The following is a 23,436-nucleotide window of genomic DNA, read 5'->3' on the forward strand; positions in this document are numbered from 1 at the left end:
TATATAAAAAGAGGGATAGTTCCCTCTTTTCAACTAATCTTCTAAAATAGATTCAATCTCTTTCATAACTTTTTCATTCAATGAAACATCCACTGCTCTTACACTTTCGCTTATTTGCTTCGCTCGTTTCCCACCAGGAATAACAGTATCAATTCCTTTTTTATTTAATAGCCACGCTAAAGCTAAATGTGATACTTCAAGATTCATTTCTTTAGCTAAATCTTTTAACATCTCAACTTTTTTAAAGTTATTTTTATATGTATTTTCTTCAAATAGATTTACACTTTGACGCCAATCGCCTTCGTTTAATTTAAAATATTCTGTATATTTCCCGCCTAGTATCCCAAAAGCAAGAGGTCCGTACGGTATAAATGAAATACCTGATTCTATACAATATGGCAAAAGTTCTTCCCCAGCAGCACGATCCAACATATTATACGGTGATTGTACAACATCTATATGTCCGTGCTGATTCGCTTCTTTTAATTGCTCTACATTTACGTTAGATATTCCAATTGAACGAATTTTCCCCTCTTCTTTTAGGCGAGTAAGTTCTCCAATTGAATCTATGTAACTTGTTTCAGGATTTGTAAAATGTAAATAATATAAATCAATATAATCAGTTTGTAATCTTCTTAAGCTATTTTCCACAGCATTTCTTAAATAGCTTCGTTCATTATTAATATGAACCTCTCCATTTAATAATGGCTGAATTCCACCTTTTGTAGCAAGTACAAACTCGTGGCGTTTTCCTTTTAATACTTCTCCTACCAATTCCTCTGATCTACCGAAACCGTATGAATCTGCTGTATCAAAAAATGTAATCCCTTGCTGAATTGCTTCTTCTATTAATCTTTTTCCTTCTTCCTCATTCACATCAGCATATAAATTATGTCCCCCAACAGCGTTTGTTCCTAACCCCAACTTCGAAATATTTAGTCCTGCCTTTTGCAATTTTGTATACTTCATTTTTTACCCCCCTATATTTCTATTGTTCGATTATATTCGAACAATAGAAATATACCACTTTATATGTTATAGTGCAAATATATTAACTTATACAAGCAGGTGAAAAAATGCGTACTCTCTATCATCCAAATCGAGAAGAAATTCAATTCTCTTCTGTCTTATATGCACTTAGCGATCAAATTCGTTTACAAATTGTAACTATGCTACTAGAGAAAAATGAACAATCTTGTGGTGCGTTAAACATTCCAATTGCGAAATCAACTTTATCTCATCATTTCAAAGTGTTACGTGAATCTGGTGTTATGTTTACACGACTTGAGGGAACGCAACGTTTCATTTCAATTCGTGAAGAAGATTTAAATACTAGATTCCCTGGTTTATTAGATGTTGTAGTACATGCAACAGAACCATACTAAAAAACATCTCATATAAATATGAGATGTTTTTTAGTAATTACTATTCTTTTAATAAATCTATTAATCCATTCCCTTCAGATGTACGTTCATACCCTAAAGGTACAGTCCTTTTTATAAGTTGCGCATATATTTCCGGCTCTGATAATTTTCTACCATACTCTCTCTCACACTGCTTTATGAGAAGTGCTAGCGCCCCAGCGACATGCGGCGTCGCCATTGAAGTGCCACTTAATACCGCATATTTCCCCTCTGGATACGTAGACAGTATTTCATCACCCGGCGCTACTAAATCAATTTCTTGATTTGAATTACTAAAGCATGAAATTTTCCGCTCTAAATTAACAGCACCTACTTCAATTACTTCAGAATAAGCACCTGGAAAATCTAATTCTTCAGTATCATCGTTACAATCTCCATCATTTCCTGCAGCGCACACGACAAGTACGTCTTGTTTTACCGCATTTTGAATAGCTTCATGTAACTCTGGTACATCTTGCGGACCACCAAGTGACATTGAAATAATTCTCACTTTCTCTTTATTCGGTCCTCTCCAATTTACAGCATAATGAATGGCCTCAATAATTTGCTCATAACTTCCAGAACCATCTCCAGCTAATACTTTTAAAACTAACATTTTAGAAAGTGGTGCGACTCCTAGTACACCCACTCCATTTTCAGTCGCTGCAATTGTCCCCGCTACATGAGTACCATGCCCATTATTATCAAGATAAATATTGGGATTTCCTTCATAATCTTTTGTGAAATTTCTCCCACCAATAATACGATCTTTTAAATCAACATGATTTACATCACAACCTGTATCTAAAACAGCAACGACAATGTCTTTTCCTTTCGCGCTCTTTTCCCATACTTGCGGAGCATGAATCAATTGTACACCTGGTGGAATTTCATTTACTTGTTCAACCACTTTATTTACAGTAAACGGAATTAATTTAATGCCTTTTTGTTTATTCGCTGTACTACTATTCATCGTAATCCCTCCTGAAAATATATTATTTTCATTTCAGACCACTATTGAATGCGTTTAGATTTAACATTCGTTTTATTCGTTCCATTTCCCTTCCTCTCAAATGTTTCTCAATAAACAAAAGAAAAGGACCATTAATGGTCCTTTTCTTTTTCAGTTTTTCAATAGAATAATATAAAGTGAAACTATAATCAGTGGTGTTCATCCCCCACTGATTATTAGCCCTCACCAATCGGGCGTTTACGGGCAATTGATCTCCCACCTAACTTCTTTGCTTCAGCCGAGTTTTGAGGTGGGAGTTTTACTGCCCACAAATAGCGGGATAAATTAAGACTAAATCTTACTCTTGTTCAAAAACTGCTCAATTTCTTTTATTACATGTTTTGCGCCTTCTATACTAACAGTAATGTTTCCATTTGCTAATGAAATATTTTGATCTGAAACATCACCTGTTATTTGACAAGCATTGTATGGTTGATATTTTTGTAAAATGACTTTGTCTTCTTCTACAAAAATTTCAAGTGGTGATTTGATTTGTATTCCTAATACATCCCGTAATTCTTTAGGAATAACTATACGTCCCAATTCATCTACTTTTCGAATAATTCCTGTTGCTTTCATGTTACTCCCCCCTTACTCTCTATTATTTTTTTCACCTCGCTATTTTCATTTTATCACTATATATTTGGTAATGCCTTACTCTTTTTAGAAAATATAGTACAAAAGTTAAAAAAACACATTTAACGAATATTCAATCTTTCTTTCAATTGTTTTAAATAACGCGATCGTATAATTAAGAAGTATACAACTTGAATACCTACGAAAATACTTAATACAATTGTATTTTCTTTAAACAGTGAGTACTCAAACATTTGTCCTAACGCAGTTAATGCTACTGCCCCGTGTAATGTTGCAACTCCAACTGGAACGAAGAATAAAAGCGCTAAGCGGATTGTGACTACTTTCGATAATTCCCCTCTCGTCAATCCAACTTTTCGAATCATTTCAAATAAACGAGTATCGTCCTCCAAATCTGAAAATAAACGGAAGTAAAGGAAGCTTCCTGCACAAACGAAAAATACAATACCAATAAAGAAACCTACAAATAAAATGGGTCCTGCGATTTGTAGACTTTGATTTTGATCGTACTCTTCTGCACTAAACGTTGAATGTTCTTGATAAGGCTTAATCTGATTCGTAAGCTCTTTACCAACCTCAATTTCATCTTTAGCGGATTGTGTTTTATACATATAATCTTTTTCTTCTTTAAATCCATCTTGTAATGAATCATATTGATTTTTAGAGATTACATACACATTACCTCTTAGTATTTTACTTAATGAAGAAGTATTAACTTTTTTCACATTTAAAGGTTCATTCATATTTGGTAAAGTAATTTCTTTTCTTTCTTTCATCGGTGGTCCGGGTATTTCGACTGACAAAAATAAAGCCTCTTTATTTGATACAGTATTAAATGGTTCTCCTGTTAACTTTGCATATTCTTTATAATCTGATTCTTTTATAAAAATGGCGCTTCTTAACGACTGCTCCTCCGTTTTCTTCGATGAAATATTTATTTTTGAAGCTGCTATATTATGTTTCTTTAATCCTTCGTCAATGATTTTCAGATGCTGTGGCTCATTGCTATTACCTTGCTTAGACTGATAGTGAAACGCAATTGGTCTGTCCATAATTTCTTTCGTCATCGAAGCAAACCCAACCAATGTACCTATTGCTGAAAATGCTACTGTTGAAATAATCGTTACAATAAAGAACATTCTTGCGTTATCTCTCATACGGTATGCTAAATCTGACAAAGTAATAATATTTGTCTGTGTCCAATAGAAACGTTTACTTTTTTTACATAGTCTAATAATAAAGACGCTCAACTGCTTGTACAGCAAATACGTACCAATAATGACTACCGTTGTAACAGGAATCATCATTATAAATACCATTGCACCATGTGACATAAGAGCTCCTGCATAACCAGCACTAAGCAATACTACTGCTAATATAGAAGAAATTATAGATGCCTTCGGTTCTGGCTTCGCCTCTGCTGATCCTCTAAACAATTTCATAATTTTATTTTTACGAACCATTCCTGCACTAAACAATGAAATGATCATAAATAATACGAAAAACATAATACTCGTTACAACAATCGCTTTCATCGGTATGTAATAGGATAAAGAGATATCTAGTTTTAATATCATCGGAGCTACAAATATTAATATTCCTGAAAACAACATACCTGAAAGAATCCCAAAAATTATTGCCCCTATTCCAATCATTATATTTTCAAAGAAGATAAGACGCTTTAATTGATATTTCGTCATACCTAACATCATTAAAATTCCTAGTTCACGCTTTCTCGTTTTTAAAAACATTCCCATTGAATATAAAATAAAGAAGAATGTAAATAAGTAAATAATAGATTGCGCAAAAGACATACTTACGAATACGTACTGTCCTAATTCTCCAGCACTTAATGCCGGATGAAACGCAAAAAATGAATACACAAAAAAGGCCATAATTGCAAATGCACTACTCAAAAAATAAGCTGAGTATGTTCGTCTATTTCGCGTTACATTTCGAAATGCGAGTTCTCTAATGTTCATACTACTTCTCCGCCCTTCTACTAACTATACTTTTATATTAGTAAAGTTCGGAAATACCTTCCATCGATTCAAATGACAAAAACCTTACATTATTGAAAGGTTTTAAACAATTGCTTATATAAAACAGTTTCATTATAATGACTACATTCATATTCATACACGCATCCTATTGTATATTCGTTAGTTTTGCGAAATAATAAAGGATAGAAGTATGTACCAATATACATATAAACTTATTTACCGCTTTAATATGAATAGGAGGAAAACATAATGACATTACAAGAACAAATTATGAAAGCATTACATGTTCAGCCTGTAATTGATCCGAAAGTAGAAATTCGTAAACGAATTGATTTCTTAAAAGCTTATTTAAAAACTACAGGTGCAAAAGGATTTGTACTTGGAATTAGCGGCGGACAAGACTCTACACTGGCAGGACGTTTAGCACAGCTTGCAGTCGAAGAAGTTCGTAATGAAGGTGGTAACGCAACGTTTATCTCCGTACGTCTTCCATACAAAGTACAAAAAGATGAAGATGATGCACAATTAGCATTACAATTTATTCAAGCTGATCAGTCTGTTGCTTTTGATATCGCTTCAACTGTTGATTCCTTCTCAAATCAATACGAAAACTTATTAGGTGAATCATTAACAGATTTCAATAAAGGAAACGTAAAAGCACGCATTCGCATGGTTACACAATACGCAATCGGCGGACAACAAGGGCTACTCGTTATCGGAACTGATCATGCTGCTGAAGCTGTAACAGGTTTCTTCACAAAATTCGGAGATGGCGGTGCAGATTTATTACCATTAACGGGATTAACGAAACGCCAAGGACGTGATTTATTACAAGAATTAGGTGCAGACGAGCGACTTTACTTAAAAATGCCAACAGCTGATTTATTAGATGAAAAACCAGGTCAAGCTGATGAAACAGAGCTAGGCATTACTTACGATCAATTAGATGACTATTTAGAAGGTAAATCCGTTCCAGCTGACGTTGCTGAAAAGATCGAGAAGCGTTACAAAGTGAGTGAACATAAAAGACAAGTACCAGCGTCAATGTTTGATGATTGGTGGAAATAGAACATAAAAAAGAAGCTAATCTCATTTAGCTTCTTTTTTATACGTTAACGATATACCCCTACTCTTTTCTCTAATAAATCCTGCAAGCAATCTTCATGTTGTTTATTAAACAATGGCGGCATTTTGTCTAAAGGGAAAAACTGCAAATCTAACGTTTCATCACCGTCTATTTTTGTATTCCCTCCAACGATTGAAAACTTAAAGAATATTACAATTGCCTGTGCCTGATCTCCATTCGGATATGCTTGAAAATATTTCGTATACACACCAATGAGCTCATCAATTTCCACATCATATCCTGTTTCTTCTTTTATTTCTCGAATCGCAGTTTCTGCCGCAGATTCCCCGATCTCCATTGCACCGCCTGGAAATCCCCAAGCATTAAAGTCTCCTCTTTTTTGCAGAAGCACTTCACCAAATTCATTAAATACACAACCTCCTGCAAAATTCAAAATAACATAATCATGCCCTATTTTTTCACGTAATTCCTTTATATAATTCGCCATCTGCTTCTCCTTTTTATCCATCTTCCATTATTCTTTTTTATCTTTTTCAAGCAATTCAATAATCCGATCTAACTTCTGATTCATATTAATCACATGTTGTTTTTTTGCAATAATCTTTTAATGAACAGAGTAAATGATACAAAAAACAAAACGATAAGCCCGATTACTAGACAAAAATATATCAATGCAAATATATTATTTTCGAACAAATTCATTCAGCTATCACATCCTCTATTTCCAATTATTTTATCACGCAATTCTAAATAGTCAACGATATTATAAATCAAACACAAAAAGAGCACCTTTTAAAGATGCTCTTTTTCATTAATACGTAAATGTAATTGTCGCTAATGAATAACCTGCCATTGCACTATATGGCGCAACTTGATAAGATACACGCTTTGCACCTTTTGGCCAAGCTATTTCATCTAGTACTTTCTTTATATCTTGCATCGTTCCATCCATTGACTGCTTATATCGTACTTCTACTTTTTCTGGCTTGGAAGCAAATTGTTGCTGTAATTTTTTCTTAAACTCATTGTAATTTTCCGCTCCGTATTGTGCAGATAAATACTTTAAATTTGTTTCTTTTAACATTTGTTCATATACAGCAGTTTTTGAACTACCGGCTTTTATTTTGCTTGTTAATTCGTTGAAGTAGCTTGTAGTTGCCGCTGGATATTCACTACGATCCCATTGATGGTCTTTGCTTAATTGTTCATCAGACATATTAAAATATGAATATGTTACGCGCCCAGCTTTATCAGGAACTGGATCATCGAATGTAGTATCAAGGTGGTACCACTTGTTATCAATGTTCACTAAATTCCATGCGTGAGCTTGTCCATTCCCTGTACCTGTTACAATATGATTTTGAATACCTGCTTCTTTTAGTAATTGATATGTTAACAATGTATATCCTTGGCAAACGGCAGAACGATTCGCTAACGCTTCATACGCTGTATATGCTTGATAAGAAGTATCATATGATACTTCTTTCACAACATAATCATGAATAGCTTTCACTTTTTCATGTTCATCCATGCCTTGTTTAATGATAGAATTTACAATTGCTTTCGCCTGAGACTTTACATACTGTGTTTGCTCTTTTGATTCACGATACTCCACTTGTAATGTAAACGTATAATTCCCTGGCATACCTTTTATAGAATACCTAGTAGATGCTACATTATATTTTACATACTCATCAGCATCTACGATTTTATTAAACTCGCCGTACAATTGGTCCATAATCTTTCTAGCATCTCTATCTTTTGTTTTATATGCGATTGTAATATTTTCTTCACGATTATCAATCTGTTTTTTTAATTCTTTTCTGAAATCATTTAACAACTTTGCATCTGATTGTGTTGTCACTGTAGTCGGATTCGTAGCCGCATAAGATACAGATGACGCTTGTAAGCCTCCCATTACTATAGTTGAACAAAGTGCGGCAGCTGTCACATACTTACTTGTCTTTCCCATCTTGTCACTCCTTACATTCTATAACTATACAAAAAAGTATCGTATAGTTTCAGAGTATACAATACTTTTCAAAATAGGTCATATGAGATTATGCATATTTAACATTGTAAAAAGGTTGTTCTTTTTACAAGAACAACCTTCTTCATTAACAAGTTTGTAACACACAACATGTATTTTCAAAACGTCGATTTTTCAAATCTTCATTACTAATACAGAAATATAGCATTCCTAATTCTCCCCAAACCATATTACAATTTTTATGATCTGAATCAATTTGGAATAAAAGCGTCATTTGCTGTGGCTCTATCCCCATATATTCTCCTGTCTCATATAATACTTCCTCTTGTACAGAGAATGGTTCTCCAAACATTTGATGATTATCATAGTTGTCTGGGATTAGCTCTTCAAGTAATTGCAAGAAACGATCTGAATCCGCCTCATCTTCAATGAAAAGCTCCGGTAATTTATACGTCAGTTCAAAAGTAATTGCACACTGGTTATATTTCGCTTGTATTTCATCTGCTCTACGTAATTGCTCTACAGGGATATCATAATAAAGTACACGTCCAGCTTCGTTTGGATTTACATCTTCTTCAAAGTAATTTTCAATACTAAAGAAATATAACATCCCTGTCTTAGGAAGATTGTGATCCATACCAACGTTTTGTAAATCACTTAAATTAAATTGTGCGATAAAACATAACGGATTCTCTTTGTATGTTGGATATTCAAATGTATTTGGCAAATCAGGAACTCCGCCCATTTTCGAACTGCCTATCGCAATTATTTCCTGTTGTTTTGGCACAACTTTTACACAAGGAAATACAGTATTAATAAGTTCCTGTTTCAAATGTGTTAGTTCATATTTATCAATTAATATTTCAATTTTCTGTTCCATAAATTCTCCTTACATTTACATACTTATTTGTATCATAGCACAAAGATTATACTTCATTCATTGTAAATTCAACAAGCCCTCCAAAAAACGGGCTTATCCCTCGTACGCGAACAAGTTTAAAAAAGCATAGTATACATTGTTCCTACAAACACGATAGTTCTTTATTTCTTCCAGTATATTTTCCCCTCGTTCATTTTTATTTTTAATTTAAGGAGGAATTCCACATGGGTTACGGATATAGTTGCGGCGGTTACGGCGGTGGTTACGGTTACGGCGGTAGTTGTGGTGGCGGTTGTGGTTATGGAGGTTTCGCTTTATTAATCGTTTTATTTATCCTTCTAATCATCATCGGAGCTAGCTGTTGGGGCGGCTTTGTAGGCTGCTAGTAAACTTAAAAACTATTGTAAAAAAGCACGTACAATACGTGCTTTTTTCCATTTTCATTTTTTAGAAAGGAAGTATGTTCAATGAAAATTGATGGTGTTTTTGAAGGAGGCGGTGTACGCGGAATTGCGCATGTGGGGGCAATTTGCGCGTTAGCCGAAAAAGGATATGAATGGGAGCGCGTAGCTGGAACATCAGCTGGTTCAATTATCGCAGCGCTTTTAGCAGCTGGATATTCTTGTTCCGAATTAAAAACAATAATAACCGACATTGATTATAATAAATTTATGAAGAAAACTTTTCTTGATAGAATCCCGTTTATCGGTAAAGGAATAAGTGCATGGTCTACTCTAGGTATTTATTCCAATGTATTTATAGAAGAATGGCTTGAAGAATTACTGCGAAAAAAGGGCGTTCACTTATTTACAGATCTACCTGATTTAAACAAACTCAAAATTATAGCTTCTGATATAAGCAACGGTAAAATGGTTGTCTTCCCCGATGATTTACCGAACTATGGATTTTTAAATTATCGCTTCTCTATTGCTAAAGCTGTAAGAATGAGTAGTACAATCCCCTTCTTCTTTGAGCCAGTAAAATGGAGAACACCAAAATGGAAGCAGCCTTGTTATATGGTTGATGGCGGGATTTTAAGTAATTACCCAATTTGGATTTTTGATTCACCGACTTCTCCTCGCTGGCCTACCTTTGGATTTCATTTTATAAAAGATGAGATTCAAGCTGATCCCGCCCACTATGACGAACCTATTTCCATGTTCAAAGGACTATTTAAAACGATGATGCAAGCTCATGATTTACGTCATTTAGATAAAGAATCAAAGGCTAGAACTATTACAATTCCAACAGGAACCATTACCAGTACTAATTTTCAACTAACTAAAGAAGAGAAAGAATGGCTCTATAACTCTGGTTATAATGCAGCTAATAAGTTTTTACAATCCTGGAACTTCAGGCAATATGTTGATGAGTATAGAGACGGAAATCAGAATCGAAAAACAAATCGGTATTTCCGTCAACTTGACTCATAATTATATTATTTTCCCTGTCACACTTTAATAGTAAATAAGCCTAATAATATAGTACATTATTAGGCTTATTTACTTCTTATGTACTCTCCCATTATTTAAGGATAAGTTAACCCTTCTGCTTCTTCCGCGGTAATTACTATGTAACGGTTTCCGGTTCTTAATCCTAACAGTTCTGCTTTTTCAACTGCATCCTGTTTTGTCTCTGCATAAGCAGCTAAATATTTATCCCCATCGATAATTTGGCAAATCACATATTGTTTCATGTTTTTCTCCTTTTACCCTTTAATTAATTGCGCAATCTTTTTTATTCCAACTTCAATTTCTTCTACAGTTGCATAGGAATAAGAAAGACGTAAAAATTGGTTAGCACTTCTATCATACAAAGTGCCTGGGTTTAATAAAATCTTTTCTTGTAAAGCTTTGTCAAATAAACTACGATTCGAGATTGGTAGATTTATATGTAGCCAAATGTAAAAGCTTCCTACTGGCTCATGCCAAGTTGCAATGCCACTACAATACTTTTCTAACATACTTATCATAAAATCTCTACGTTTTTTCAATTCACTTCTTACAAACTGTAAATGTTCATCATACAATCCATTTTCGAACCACTCCGCTGCAATCTGCTGGGATATAGAACTTGAACCATAATCAGTTTGCATTTTTATATCTGCTAATCTTTGAATAACGGATTCTGATCCAACAACCCACCCAATTCTTAAACCAGGACTAATGACTTTGGACATACTTCCAATATGTAGCACGATCCCATTTTTATCATATGCCTTTAAAGGTTTTGAAACTGGTGCATCGAACCATAAATCTTGATATACCGCGTCCTCAATAATAGGTAATCCAATTTCATTACATATCTCCATCACTTCTTCCCTCTTCTTAGCGTTCATACTAAAATTGGTCGGATTATGAAAAGATGGGATTGTATATAAAATAGATGCGTTAAATTGTTTCTTATATCTTGTAATGTATGAAGTATTTATACCATTCTCATTCATTGGTATTCCAATCAAGCGCATTCCTGCTGATTGAAATACATTAAGCGAATATAAATATGATGGTTTTTCTAATAAAATTGACGCTCCTTTCGGAAGAAGCCCCATAGAAATAAGCTGCAATGCTTGAATTGCCCCTGAAACAATTAAAATAGAGTCAGGAGATACATATACCCCATGCCCTTTTAAATATTCCGCAATTTTTTCTCTTAAATGGAGATTCCCTTTCGGTTCCTCATACCCAAGTGGAACATTTGATTGTAAAATTTTATTAATAATACCCTTCATCTTTTTCTCAGGCAAGAGACTCGGTGAAAGTTCACCTGTTCCTAATCGAATTACATTGGGAGTAAATTCAGCTTGATTAATCTCTTGTACAGCAGGAAGATTCGGATAATGAAGTCCTGTTTCTACGTAAGACTGCCAGTTTGGAGGCGGGGCATATGTTGAAGTATTCTCACTATTTTTTATAACAATTGTTCCCTTCCGTCCATTCCCCTCAATATACCCTTTTGCTATTAACTCATCGAAAGCCATTACAATTGTACTTCGGTTCACTTCAAACGCATGCGCCAAAGCTCTTTGTGAAGGTAATTTAGTTCCAATTGTCCATTCCCCATTAACAATTCTCTCTTTTATATAAGATTCTATTTGTTTATACAACGGAATAGATGAAGACATATTAGGTTTCCAAACGAGCCTTTCCATTATATCACCTCACATATTTTATGGTTGGTAACCTATCCAACCAAATGGATGGATACAAATTTTCATTTCTTCTATACAATATAGACTATCATAATTAATCAAATTAAGTAGGAGGTAATCTGATGAGTGAAGCAATTATTCACGGTATCATCCTTGCATTTGGTCTTATCATTCCATTAGGTGTCCAAAATGTTTTCGTCTTTAACCAAGGCGCTAGTCAACCAAATATTTGGCGAGCTGCTCCTGTAGTCTTGACTGCATCTATATGTGATACATTATTAATATTAATTGCTGTACAAGGTGTCTCCCTTGTCCTCTTAACTTTCTCTTGGTTAACAACCACCTTGTATATGATTGGATTTTTCTTTCTTATGTATATGGGCTGGGTTATTTGGAGAAGCGATTCTTCAAATGATGTAAAACAAGAAAAAAGCATGCCTTTAAAAAATCAAATTATTTTCGCCGCATCAGTTTCATTACTAAATCCACACGCAATTTTAGACACAATTGGTGTAATCGGAACAAACTCTATACAGTACATAGGAAGTGAGAAATGGGCTTTCACTTTTGCAACAATTATAGTTTCTTGGATTTGGTTTATTAGCTTAGCTTTTGCCGGGAAATTTCTAAAAGGATTAGACTCAACAGGGAAAACGATCACAATATTAAATAAATTTTCAGGGCTAATCATATGGGGAGTCGCACTTTATATGTTAAAACAAGTTATTTGCCCTAACTAAATTAAGAAGATTGCATGCTAATTACACATCATGCAATCCTCTTTCAAATTATGCAGTCGGTTCAGGCTTCTGCTTTATTTCCATTTCATCTTTTGCCGGCTTAATCCAAATTATCGCTATGACAGCACCAATAACAGCGAAGATGCTTGTTAAATAAAACACTTCATGGTCTGCCCCTTTCATAAAAAAAGAATACAGGGGTGGTCCAGCTGCTACACCGATAAATCGCATTGAACTATAAAATGACGTAACTGTCCCCCTCTGCTCTTTTTCAATCCCTTGTGTAATAAGAGCATCTAGACATGGTAACGCCATACCAATTCCTCCCCCCATAATAACGAGACAAAGAAGTAGCAAATAGATTCCTTTTAGAAATAAAGGTAAGAAGACAGATGCAGCAGCCAGTAAAAATCCAATATAGATACACTTTTTCATAATATCTTGTTTATCTCCAATTTTTTTACCAGCCATATATGAGCTAAGTGATAGTACAAGTAAAGGAATAGCGAGTACACACCCTTTCCATATACCATGAATATCGTACTTCGACTCCAGTATAGTTGACAGATAAAAAAGTATTCCGAATAAAATAAGCATAATAATTGCACCTAGTATAAAAATGGCAATTAACCATCTTCCCTTTTCTCGAAACGTAGAGATAATAGATTGAATAAATTCTTTAAGTGGTGGGACTTCTTCTTCTTGTTTCTTCGCCTTTACTAGTACCAGTAGTAAAACAATCGATATTACACATAAAACTGGAATCGCCCAAAATGGTAAGAACCATACAATAGCTGCAAGAGCTGATCCTAATATGGGACTCAATACTTTTCCAAATGTATTTGACGTCTCAATGATTCCTAAACCTGCACTAACCTGTTTTTCATCTTTGTATAAATCACCGACACATGGTATGACAACTGGCATAGCACCAGCAGCACCTATCCCTTGAATTGCTCTTCCGATAAGAATCCAAACATAAGGGTTATCAACTTTCCATGATACCCATCCCGTTATCGCTCCTCCAATAGCTGCAATTAATAAACTTGGAACCATTACCATCTTTCGTCCCCATCTATCTGATAAATAACCAGCAATCGGTATAAGTATAATTGCAATGATAGAATAAATTGTAATTATCATGGATACTTGGAAAGATGAAATATGTAATTTCTTTTCAATGGTTGGCAGGATTGGAATAAGCATTGAATTACCTAGCGTCATAACAAGTGGAACTGATGCAAGTGCAATTAAACAACAGTTTTCTTTTTTTAACATGTTGATTTCGGAACCTTTCATCATATATTTCTTACCATATAATAGCCCTGCTGGAAATTATGTTTACATTCCACCAGGGCTATTTCATCTTTACTACTTTCCATTTACAACAAAAGAAATTGGATAAAATATAGCATTACTCCTATTCTTTGAATCCTGTTCACAATATATCCATACCAATTAATTGAAAATAAAAAAGAAAGGAAGAATCCTTCCTTTCTCCTATAACCTTCTACATTTAGCGAGTATATCCGCCACCAAGCTGTTGTTCTGCCATTGCTACAAGGCGTTTTGTAATTTCACCGCCTACAGAACCGTTTGCACGTGAAGAAGTATCAGCTCCAAGCTGTACACCAAACTCTTGTGCAATTTCATATTTCATTTGATCTAGAGCTGCTTGTGCTCCATGTGATGCTAATTGATTAGCGTTACGATTTCTAGCCATTACCGATCACCTCCTTATATATATTAAACTGTATCAAATCCGAAATTAAATACATGGTAATTTTTGGTTATTGATAAAATAAAAAAAGAGTCTCCTAAACGAGACTCTTTCATCATTTCACCTTATGAACTTACTACTTCTAATTTTCTATTCGTTAATGCTTTCATTTCTTCTTTCAATATATCTTTCGCATTATGCCCAAACCATTCAAGCGAAGCAAAATGATCAGTATCTCTCACTTCCCGGATGATTTCATCATAGTTTACAATACCTTCAAATAATGGAACCATTCCTATACGACTTCCAGCAGCGGCATATACATTATTTGGTTCAAACACGTGTAAATACTCCGCTGATGATATATTCTTAAAATGGTAATGTTGTATCCACGGCTTTAATCGATGAAAACTATCTACAGTGTCTGCACCAGACTCCCATATATGAAGAAAATCAAGGTTTATTTTTAAATATGGATGATTTACTTCTTCTAACAATTTCAAAGTAGACGGCAAAGTATCCGTTAACGTATTTGGATGTGTTTCTAATAGTATATACATATTATGCGGAGCAAATAGATCACAAATCATGCGAATTCGCTCCACATACTCTTTTCTCTCTTGTTCCGAGAAATCCTCACTACCTTTTTGCCCGGCAAACGTACGAATTTTATTTGTATTAAACCAATTAGCTAGTGTTACCAGCTGTTCACATTTTTCCATCGTTTTTTGAAAATCCGCTAATAATGATATGTCCAAGTAATCACTTATCATCGTAACTTCTAAATTTTTATCCTTTAAATAATCTATTTCTCGTTCTGTCGTTTCACGCTCTTGCATATATAAATTTTGTGCATGGGTCCCCCACAACTCAATTCCTTCAAAACCGTTTTCGTATGCAAATTGAACAATATCAGTAAATGAAATTAGTTGATGGCGAAATGAAATTGTACATAGCGAATATTTCATTGGTTTGAACTCCCTTATCTTAAATTCAATGAACTTGTATTAGTTAAGAAAGACTGATTTGTTATCATTTCTTTCCATAACAGAAACTGTTTCTCTAGTTCATCCTTAATTTGCAGTTCAATTGTATTCATTTCATCAAGTTTCTCAACAATTGGTAATAACATATCTTTATTATTTGTCATTGCCATTTTAATAGCACGGTACTGTACATTTGTAAATCCTTGTACAATGTCTTCCACTCGATCACACCAATAATCAAATTCTTGCTCCGAATATTGTAAAGTTTCACGGAAGTATGCAAAGGCATGTTCATAGCTATATTTACGTATTGCCAATACGGGTATTTGCTTTACTGCCGTTACGAGCCCGGAAAGTGAATACCCATCCTCTTCATTTACCATTTTTATTATTAATTTTTTTAATTCCATTGTTAGTTCATTATCATCTTTTTTGAATGTTTCCATGAAATAACTTTCTACCATCTCTTGTGTTGGCTCCTGAATCCCTTCTATATCAATGAAATAGCCTCCACCAAATGGGTTGTCTTTAACAGAATGGAGCACTTTTTCTCTTTCCATATTCCCTTCCCAGCGAAAATCAGGATCAAGCATGAACCATTCATCTTCTTTCTCTGTCTTCGATATCATTAAGTAATGCGGAAACGGTTTTTGATGAAACTTATTTTCTCTCTCAGGCAATAAAGACATATCAACCATTACAATTACGTAACGATTTTCTGGCTTATTTTCTACTAATTCTAAAAATGTTTCTACATTGCTACTTTTATCTTTTGAATGATCGTACCATTCGTTCACTTTAATGCCATACAATTTTTCATACCAAAGTAAGTAGTTATCATGATTAATGTTTTCGGAATGATAAGAAATAATCCCGCCTTCTGTTATATCAAAATCTCCATCCCATAATCCGAAATAAAATGGACGGAAATCTATATCGCTACGCCTTTTTATAATTTCACAAAAACAACTCACTAAACAGTGAACTTTAATTGAAGTCATACTCTCATCCACTTTCCTAAAAGGTTAGTTATTCACATTTATTTCGTGTAACGGCTGTAACTCTTCCATAAAGTCAAGCAAAGATCCTACAGTAAGAAACGCCTTTGGGTCTATCTCATCCTCTGGAACGCATAGCTTTAAATCCATTTCTATGTATACTATAAGCTGTAACATCATTACCGAATCTATATATAAATCTTGATTTAAACGCATCGTTTCTTCTAAATGCGTTACATTTTTCAGTTCCATTTTTTCTCTCATAATACTTAAAACTGCTTCTTTTAACATTTCACGACTCATGTTGTTATCTCTCCCATCTCTAATAACTTCCGACTTACTTTCCCTGTTTTATTTTTCGGAATCTCTGCTACATTTTCAATTTCATGTGGCACTTTATAAGACGGTAGATGCTGTATGCACCATTCTCGTATTTGTACTGGTTCAATACGAGAGACTACTTTCGCTTTTACTATTTCTCCCATCACAGGATGCTTGCCCCGGTATACAATCGCCTCCTGAATACCTTCTAATCGAAGCATCGTTTCTTCCACTTCTATAGGAAATACCTTTAGACCGGACACATTAATAACATCATCTATTCGCCCCATGAAATGAATGCCTTGCTCAGATCTATAACCTAAATCTTTTGTATAAATCTCCTTTTCAGCAATTTTCACTACGATTTCTTCAGGTTCATCTTCATTTGAACCTATGTTAATACTTACATGAGGAAGTGGTTTTCCTAAATCCAAATGTGTTTCCATAGCATGACATATACTAATGCAACCAGCTTCAGAACAGCCGTACTGCTGCATCATGTATTTCGTCATGCCCTTTAACTTATAAAATAGTGTTTCTGGCAAAGGTGATCCTGATGTCATAATTTTATGAAACTGAAAAGTCCCTTGTGGAAAACTCCCCATAATATGTAACATAAGTGGCACTGCGTATATGATATGTTTTTCGGTATTACGAACTATATTTAACGCGAATTTAGGGTTTTTATTTGTAATGATTATAGGCTTACTACCTCTCGTAATTGCTGATAACGTGCCACAAATTAATCCGTATGAATGTGAAACTGGAGCCATTACAATTGGCACTTCGTCTTCTTCACATTTTAAAGCTTCATTGTAAGCAGCAATTTCTGTTTCAATTTCCGTCCATGCTCTACGAATCAGTTTTGGCTCTCCTGTTGTACCTGAACTATACTGCAATAAAGACGATTCTTCTTGTAATAGATTTGGAACTTCTAATTTTGTAAAGTCGTTACTTTCTCCGTATAAAAGTGCAGTACACTTTGCGCGCTTTGCCATTTCAATAGCTGTATCCTTTGGCGTATCTTCATGAATAAGTAGTACAGATGCTCTTTTTTCTTTTAGGAAAAACACAAGCGTAATAATATCGAATGGATCTTTCAGACAAAGTGCAAATCTATTTCCTTCTGCTTCTTGAAATTGTTCCACTCTCTCGTAACCTTGTAATCTCAATTCAAAATCATATTTGCTAAATTCTTGTTTATTAACGATTAGCATGATTTCCCCCTGTAACAACTGATTTTTGTATTGTAAGTTGCTTTGCTCTATACAATGGATTTGGAACTTCATGAACAAGCGATTCCACATCCATATATAAACGACGCTTCGTTAATTGCTCTGCATGAAATGTAGGTGCATATAATTGTAATGCTTCAAAACGTTCTTTCAAATGCGAAAATCTTTCAAAATGATCTTCTATTTCTTCAACAAGAATGATCCAAAATTGTTCCTCTTTCAACTGATACTCATCTGCCAGTACGAAAGCTAGTTCACCTAGATTGAATAGGAAAAGCGCATCTAAAACCATTTCTTGTAAACATTCAATACGGTCCATTTCAAAGAAATCATTCATTTGACCATTCGCATATGTTTTATGCATTTTAGTAAAGTCAGGACATTTTTCGAGTTCTTTCAAAAATGGACGATAAAACTCCAGTCCTTCATGAAAATCTTTTAGTGCAATACGGACTGGTATTCCCTCTTCATGAACTAAAATCATGTTTTGCCCATGTGATTCTAATGCGACTCCATGCTCTACAACGAGGTGTACAACTGGGATAATTGCTTTTTGAATAAGCAATTGTAACCAGCTTTCTACTCCATATCTCTTTAACCACAAATCAATAGTTGGTGTCCCATTTTTTCCCTTGGCATATAAACCGTTAAATGGGATTGCCTCTTCTTTCTTATCTAAATATTTGTGAACGCTTTCGCGCCAAATACATCCTAATGAGCCATACGTAGCTTTTTTATTCGCATCGTACGTAACACTCGAAAATTCATTTAACAAAATTAAACGCGATTCATCCCTTAAATAAGGGTCATGATTTACTATATCTTTTAACCAATTCGATATAGCAGGTGCACTCACAACCGAATGTGGTTTTAATGTACGGATAGTTGAAGTATTGAGTAAATTCATTGATAACTTTACATATGGTTTCTCTCGATTCGTAACATTTCTTAATGTCCGCATCGACTGCTGCGCGCAATAATCATCTTCTGATTTCCCTAAATAAATAATATATTTATCCTGTATATGGTCAGTATAATTCGGAATAATAAAGTTCTCCCACTGCCAAGGATGAACAGGTATAAACATGTACTTCTTCGAATCACAGTCCATTGTTCGAATACGATCCATATACTCTTCGATTTTCTTTTCACCAATTTCTTCTTTAAAGGTACAGTTATAACTCTCTTCACTTTCATATCCTACAGTCGTATATTTCTCATGAACTGCAATCCATATAATTTTCATTGATTGCATAAATTCAAATCCATATTGAAAATTATCACGATATTGAAACCCGATGCGTGCTTTATAACTAGGATGATACGGGTGTCCATCTATTAAATGACTTTCAAGCTCATCATAAGATTTCGCAAGATAGTCTTCTTCACAACTTCTCTCATATTGTGCAATCGTATCTTTGAAGATTGTTTGTTCTAATTCTTGAATAAAAGAATCCAATTTCGTTCGATCCACTTGAACAATCCGAAAAATCTCCTGTAAAAATTGTGAAACTGATTGTATTTCTTCTTCCTCATCTTGAACTCTCATTATTAATGAGTCATGTAAACAAATACGCCCAAATGTCATACGTTCTTGCCCATAGCATTGGTACATTACATTTTGATCCTTTTCATCAAGACCTTGTATAATAAAAAGTATTTGCTCTCCCTTTTGTATACGAATCGGCGTAATGATTTCTTCATAAATTAACGATTCTACTAATTGCCGGAATACTCTTCTTCTTACTGAAATGTACTCTTTTGATTGGAGTGCCTTCAATATTTTCATGTGATAAACTTCTTCTTTCATAAATCCCTCCGCTATAATACGGAATATAAAATTCCATTATTTGTATTACGTGAAATTTTAGCACTACTTATGAACGAACAGCCACTTCTCTAACGAGTGGATTATCTACTTGTACATAAATTGCTTGCTCTAAAGGATTTGTCAGTTCATCAACATCGAAAAATCTCGTTAGCAAATTTGCTTTACATGCCAATTTATTTTCTTCCAACAATTCACTTAAAAATGTAGAAGGTTCGCGGTTATATGGAAGGAACGCTTCAAGTACAGACCTTAATTCCGAAAGAAGAATTTCCTCCTTTATTAATCCTGCTGTACCAAAACCGTTAATTAGTCCAAACATATGATTAAAAATTAAATAGTAACGAAATCTTTCATCTACAATGTAATCGTCATATAAATTCCCAGTACGTTCGCCAATACCCGCTAGTTCATTATCTAGCACTGACTTCATTGAATTGCAGAAATAAAAACCTTGATTATCACGGAAGTAAAACTTAACTGGATAACCATCTTTCAATTGAACAACACTATTTTGTTGATGCGCTTCTAATGCAACGCCATAACGTAAATACATCCATACCATCGGCTTTAAAGAGATATTCATATATCGTCTAAACCACTCTAAACTTACTTCTTCACAGCTTCTACCTTCTAAATCCGCTAAGCGATGGATAATATTTGCTAAACGAGTTCTTTCACCCGGAATTGCATCTTGTACTAATCCAGCGATAAGCGTTGCATCATTTTCATTTTCACTATAAAATGTGTTTTCTCGAATAATCACTTCAAATCCAGACTCTTGTGCCCCGTATTTTAAAGTAATAAAGGCCGGATCACATATAAAATCAAATCCTGGAAACTTTTCTAGCACCTCTCCAATTTTAGTATTCAATATTTCCTTACCTTCAAGTCCACTCTCAAGTTCCTTCAATTTATTAATACGCATTGAATTCGTGACCTTTACAGGGAATGAAAACTTGAACATATACTTCGAATGAGGATGATATAGCGTTCTAAGTGATGATGTCGCCATATAACACTTACCTACTGGACCGATATATTCAAGTACACCTTGATTCATCCAATTTTGCACATAAGATTGATGTAATAACCATTCTGCTTGTAGCGGATGGATTGGAATTAATGAATATTCATCTTCTTGACAGTACTCTTCAATAAATTCTTGACCTACCTTTTCATCGTTCTTTAATTCCTTTTTTATCATCGCCGTTGTAGAATCTTGTAACAATGACTTTTCACTTACTATACTTTTATGTGCCCTAAAATAGTGAAGTTGGCACTCCCCTTTTAATTCAGGAGAATACATTGAACTTTTCCAATCCAATATACCTTGTCTACTCTTTGGTGTAGGATGAGTTAAATGTCCAAATAATAAAGATTGCTCCGCCTCTATAAAAGTCGTATGGAAACCATATAATTCAGCTGTATCCTGCTCCCTTCCTTGTATAAACTTCTCAATATTTTGACAACTACAGATAACTCGAAGCATAAGTTCATCAGGATTCGTACCTTCTCCATAGTTAATAGACATTTCCTTTATTAAAAACATAATAACCGTAATATAATCTGCTTTAATAACATTTTTATTTTCGCCAATTTGGTAATAAAATTGTTCTCCAAATAGATGACGGTCCGTTGACGATTTATATATAACTTCCCCATACAAAGTAACGTTTTGTGCCGATAACCGACAGCATAAATAAGTGGGGATAGCGTCTCTTTGAAATGAATGGCAGAAAATATTTTCTATCCTTTTATCCTCCGTAATCCATTCTCCACTTCCTGTTTCTCTTAAATAACAATTTAAAAAGCTTTGTATTGTTGCATGTTCCGCGATTTGTTTCGCATGCTGCATACTGCTCCTCCTCTTTTAGACGAACACTATCATTTTTTCGTGAAACTTCTGACAGTTGAATTTTATTATCAACTATGATTTTAATTGATAATGATAATCATTTCAAGATATATTTCAGAATTTTTTTATCTAACTAAACTTTTTACCTTTTCAAAACATTTAATCCGTCAACAAAAAAATACACCAATATAATTATTGATGTATTTTTTCATTCTTGTAGATTAAGTTTACATAATAATATTATCGCATTCTAAATTAATAGTGATTTGTATAAACAATCCATATCTCGCCAAGCATATGCTATTTCTTCTACATTTAGTCTTTCTAAAAGTTTCGTGTCAATTTTTTCCGGATTATATTTTTCATAAAACTTTTTAGAAGGATTATTAGAAACTACCCAAACTAAAAGAGATTCCATATTATCTTTTTTACAATCAAATAGTAAAGCTTGAAATAATCTTTGTCCTATCTTCATTCCTTGATACTCTTGTAAAATGTATATTGCATATAATTCCCCATCACAATTATATGTACCTGTTCTTTCAACTCCCCCATCGATAAATCCAATTATTTTACCATTTAACGTTTCTGCTACAAACCTAAATTGATGCCCGTCTTCTTTTTGAAATATACTTTCCCATAGCTTTTCTCGTTGGTCATACGTTATATTGTCTAAAATTTCATTAGAGAATATCCCCTTATACGTTGTTTTCCAACTATCCACATGCACTTTTGCAATTGCCGAAATATCATCTTTTATTGCCCTTCTAATATGTATCTCCACCATACTTATCCCCCTTAGAAAATAATTATAGCAAAATGTTTTGTATGCATTAAAAAAAGAGTGAATTTTCATCACTCTTTTTATCTACTTTCAACTTCTACTGAAACAACATGATCGATTTCTTTTAAAGAACTATATAATTCAGTTGTATATAAATCTTCTGGAGCTAAAATGACCATTTCCAATTGCTGAGATGCCCCATTATCAATATCTTTAATTTTCACTCGTTTTACTTGCATATTTAAATTTTTAATTTGCTTAAAAATCCCGTCTAACTCTCGATGTTTGTTTACGGTAATTTTTATGGATAAGTCCTTTTGTCTTAATGAATAAGGGCCTGCAATTTTCACAATTTGCGGAAGTACGTTAATCGCTAATATAATTAAAATCATAGCAACCGTCGCTTGTATATAAAACCCTGCACCAATCGCAATACCTAGTGCTGAAGCGGCCCATACCATAGAAGCTGTCGTTAATCCTGAAATAACGTCATTATTTCTTCGTAAAATTACCCCTGCTCCAAGAAAACCAATCCCACTAACAATTTGAGCGGCGAGACGCATTGGATCCATGTTTGTATGACCCGGTACAGAATAAACATTCACTGATTCAATTGAAACCATTGTAATTAAACAACTCGCTACGGAAATAACCATACTTGTTTTCACACCAAGCGGTTTATTCTTTAGCTGCCTATCTATTCCGATGAATAATCCTAAAAAGAGTGCTAAACCTAATTTGAATAAAAATTCATATGACATAATTCCTTCTGCTACTAAGAATATAGACAAATGTACATTCTTAGAGTATTCCTGCTTCTGCGTGTCCTGTCTCGCCACTAAC

The 23,436-nt window shown here is 34.1% G+C and carries 26 protein-coding genes; 6 read left to right on the forward strand and 20 right to left on the reverse strand.

The annotated features are described in order from the left end of the window. Positions 1–33: 33 nt before the first annotated feature. Positions 34–969 (reverse strand): aldo/keto reductase, encoded by a 936-nt coding sequence (locus tag BG05_RS21530; protein WP_003188755.1) that lies wholly within the window; start codon positions 967–969, stop codon positions 34–36. Positions 970–1,076: 107 nt separating this feature from the next. Here BG05_RS21530 and BG05_RS21535 point away from each other — a divergent pair, with 107 nt between their 5' ends. Next, on the forward strand, positions 1,077–1,385 hold the full coding sequence (locus tag BG05_RS21535) for an ArsR/SmtB family transcription factor (protein ID WP_002012403.1): 309 nt from the start codon (positions 1,077–1,079) through the stop codon (positions 1,383–1,385). A gap of 40 nt (positions 1,386–1,425) precedes the next feature. Here the strand turns inward: BG05_RS21535 and BG05_RS21540 are convergent, their stop codons facing one another. The 3 genes from BG05_RS21540 to BG05_RS21555 form a co-directional block, all read right to left on the reverse strand. Beyond that, on the reverse strand, positions 1,426–2,376 hold the full coding sequence (locus tag BG05_RS21540) for a serine protease (protein ID WP_002012402.1): 951 nt from the start codon (positions 2,374–2,376) through the stop codon (positions 1,426–1,428). A 330-nt stretch (positions 2,377–2,706) separates the two neighbouring features. Further along, the gene (locus tag BG05_RS21550) at positions 2,707–2,994 is read right to left on the reverse strand and encodes an AbrB/MazE/SpoVT family DNA-binding domain-containing protein (protein WP_002012401.1); all 288 of its coding nucleotides are present in this window, start codon (positions 2,992–2,994) and stop codon (positions 2,707–2,709) included. 119 nt (positions 2,995–3,113) lie between these two features. Next, a complete protein-coding gene (locus tag BG05_RS21555; RefSeq protein ID WP_002012400.1) occupies positions 3,114–4,994 on the reverse strand; it encodes an FtsX-like permease family protein in 1,881 nt (626 codons plus the stop codon). 270 nt (positions 4,995–5,264) lie between these two features. On the opposite strand from BG05_RS21555, the gene nadE reads away from it, so the two are divergent. After that, positions 5,265–6,083: an ammonia-dependent NAD(+) synthetase gene (nadE, locus tag BG05_RS21560; protein WP_002012398.1), complete on the forward strand. Its 819-nt coding sequence runs from the start codon at positions 5,265–5,267 to the stop codon at positions 6,081–6,083. Between the two features lie 44 nt (positions 6,084–6,127). Here nadE and BG05_RS21565 read toward each other — a convergent pair whose 3' ends face one another. From BG05_RS21565 to BG05_RS21575, 4 genes are all read right to left on the reverse strand, one after another. Then, the gene (locus BG05_RS21565; RefSeq protein WP_002130989.1) at positions 6,128–6,589 is read right to left on the reverse strand and encodes an NUDIX hydrolase; all 462 of its coding nucleotides are present in this window, start codon (positions 6,587–6,589) and stop codon (positions 6,128–6,130) included. Between the two features lie 89 nt (positions 6,590–6,678). Continuing rightward, positions 6,679–6,804 carry a DUF4083 family protein gene (locus BG05_RS30050; RefSeq protein WP_367946518.1) on the reverse strand — a complete coding sequence of 42 codons (126 nt, stop codon included), beginning with the start codon at positions 6,802–6,804 and terminating at the stop codon, positions 6,679–6,681. Between the two features lie 109 nt (positions 6,805–6,913). Continuing rightward, positions 6,914–8,074 (reverse strand): transglutaminase domain-containing protein, encoded by a 1,161-nt coding sequence (locus BG05_RS21570; RefSeq protein ID WP_002165942.1) that lies wholly within the window; start codon positions 8,072–8,074, stop codon positions 6,914–6,916. Between the two features lie 145 nt (positions 8,075–8,219). Next, on the reverse strand, positions 8,220–8,972 hold the full coding sequence (locus BG05_RS21575) for a YwqG family protein (protein ID WP_002012394.1): 753 nt from the start codon (positions 8,970–8,972) through the stop codon (positions 8,220–8,222). 224 nt (positions 8,973–9,196) lie between these two features. On the opposite strand from BG05_RS21575, the gene BG05_RS21580 reads away from it, so the two are divergent. Next, positions 9,197–9,358 (forward strand): YjcZ family sporulation protein, encoded by a 162-nt coding sequence (locus BG05_RS21580; protein WP_002012392.1) that lies wholly within the window; start codon positions 9,197–9,199, stop codon positions 9,356–9,358. A gap of 81 nt (positions 9,359–9,439) precedes the next feature. Continuing rightward, positions 9,440–10,405: a patatin-like phospholipase family protein gene (locus tag BG05_RS21585; RefSeq protein ID WP_002012390.1), complete on the forward strand. Its 966-nt coding sequence runs from the start codon at positions 9,440–9,442 to the stop codon at positions 10,403–10,405. A 95-nt stretch (positions 10,406–10,500) separates the two neighbouring features. On the opposite strand, the gene BG05_RS30055 is transcribed toward BG05_RS21585, so the two are convergent. Both BG05_RS30055 and BG05_RS21595 read right to left on the reverse strand, forming a co-directional pair. Further along, a complete protein-coding gene (locus BG05_RS30055) occupies positions 10,501–10,668 on the reverse strand; it encodes a DUF3933 family protein (RefSeq protein ID WP_002012388.1) in 168 nt (55 codons plus the stop codon). 12 nt (positions 10,669–10,680) lie between these two features. Further along, complete coding sequence (locus BG05_RS21595) at positions 10,681–12,123, reverse strand: aminotransferase-like domain-containing protein (RefSeq protein ID WP_002126954.1); 1,443 nt, start codon at positions 12,121–12,123, stop codon at positions 10,681–10,683. A gap of 122 nt (positions 12,124–12,245) precedes the next feature. Between BG05_RS21595 and BG05_RS21600 the strand changes: the two genes are divergently transcribed. Next, positions 12,246–12,863 carry a LysE/ArgO family amino acid transporter gene (locus tag BG05_RS21600; RefSeq protein WP_002012386.1) on the forward strand — a complete coding sequence of 206 codons (618 nt, stop codon included), beginning with the start codon at positions 12,246–12,248 and terminating at the stop codon, positions 12,861–12,863. 48 nt (positions 12,864–12,911) lie between these two features. On the opposite strand, the gene BG05_RS21605 is transcribed toward BG05_RS21600, so the two are convergent. Further along, on the reverse strand, positions 12,912–14,141 hold the full coding sequence (locus tag BG05_RS21605) for a bacillibactin exporter BcbE (RefSeq protein ID WP_016126788.1): 1,230 nt from the start codon (positions 14,139–14,141) through the stop codon (positions 12,912–12,914). Here BG05_RS21605 and BG05_RS31865 point away from each other — a divergent pair. Continuing rightward, positions 14,140–14,268, forward strand: a complete 129-nt coding sequence (locus tag BG05_RS31865; protein WP_256508212.1) for a hypothetical protein — start codon at positions 14,140–14,142, stop codon at positions 14,266–14,268. The two genes, BG05_RS21605 and BG05_RS31865, sit on opposite strands and share 2 nt — an antisense overlap. Before the next feature lie 111 nt (positions 14,269–14,379). On the opposite strand, the gene BG05_RS21610 is transcribed toward BG05_RS31865, so the two are convergent. The 9 genes from BG05_RS21610 to BG05_RS21650 form a co-directional block, all read right to left on the reverse strand. Continuing rightward, positions 14,380–14,586 carry an alpha/beta-type small acid-soluble spore protein gene (locus tag BG05_RS21610; RefSeq protein ID WP_000113539.1) on the reverse strand — a complete coding sequence of 69 codons (207 nt, stop codon included), beginning with the start codon at positions 14,584–14,586 and terminating at the stop codon, positions 14,380–14,382. A 122-nt stretch (positions 14,587–14,708) separates the two neighbouring features. Then, complete coding sequence (locus BG05_RS21615; RefSeq protein WP_002012383.1) at positions 14,709–15,551, reverse strand: sugar phosphate isomerase/epimerase family protein; 843 nt, start codon at positions 15,549–15,551, stop codon at positions 14,709–14,711. Between the two features lie 14 nt (positions 15,552–15,565). Continuing rightward, the gene (locus BG05_RS21620) at positions 15,566–16,570 is read right to left on the reverse strand and encodes a DUF6005 family protein (protein WP_002126945.1); all 1,005 of its coding nucleotides are present in this window, start codon (positions 16,568–16,570) and stop codon (positions 15,566–15,568) included. 24 nt (positions 16,571–16,594) lie between these two features. Continuing rightward, positions 16,595–16,870 carry a petrobactin biosynthesis protein AsbD gene (gene asbD / locus BG05_RS21625; RefSeq protein WP_002064932.1) on the reverse strand — a complete coding sequence of 92 codons (276 nt, stop codon included), beginning with the start codon at positions 16,868–16,870 and terminating at the stop codon, positions 16,595–16,597. Beyond that, positions 16,867–18,105 (reverse strand): AMP-binding protein, encoded by a 1,239-nt coding sequence (locus tag BG05_RS21630; protein WP_002126944.1) that lies wholly within the window; start codon positions 18,103–18,105, stop codon positions 16,867–16,869. The genes asbD and BG05_RS21630 overlap by 4 nt, the downstream gene beginning before the upstream one ends. After that, positions 18,092–19,933: an IucA/IucC family protein gene (locus BG05_RS21635; RefSeq protein ID WP_002012378.1), complete on the reverse strand. Its 1,842-nt coding sequence runs from the start codon at positions 19,931–19,933 to the stop codon at positions 18,092–18,094. The genes BG05_RS21630 and BG05_RS21635 overlap by 14 nt, the downstream gene beginning before the upstream one ends. Positions 19,934–20,000: 67 nt before the next feature. After that, entirely contained in the window at positions 20,001–21,809 is a 1,809-nt protein-coding gene (locus tag BG05_RS21640) for an IucA/IucC family protein (RefSeq protein WP_002012377.1), read from the reverse strand. Positions 21,810–22,059: 250 nt separating this feature from the next. Then, positions 22,060–22,596, reverse strand: a complete 537-nt coding sequence (locus tag BG05_RS21645) for a GNAT family N-acetyltransferase (RefSeq protein ID WP_002012376.1) — start codon at positions 22,594–22,596, stop codon at positions 22,060–22,062. 77 nt (positions 22,597–22,673) lie between these two features. Further along, complete coding sequence (locus BG05_RS21650; RefSeq protein WP_002012374.1) at positions 22,674–23,354, reverse strand: MgtC/SapB family protein; 681 nt, start codon at positions 23,352–23,354, stop codon at positions 22,674–22,676. Positions 23,355–23,436: the final 82 nt, after the last annotated feature.

This window comes from Bacillus mycoides, from assembly GCF_000832605.1.
GTDB classification, from domain to species: Bacteria; Bacillota; Bacilli; order Bacillales; family Bacillaceae_G; genus Bacillus_A; species Bacillus_A mycoides.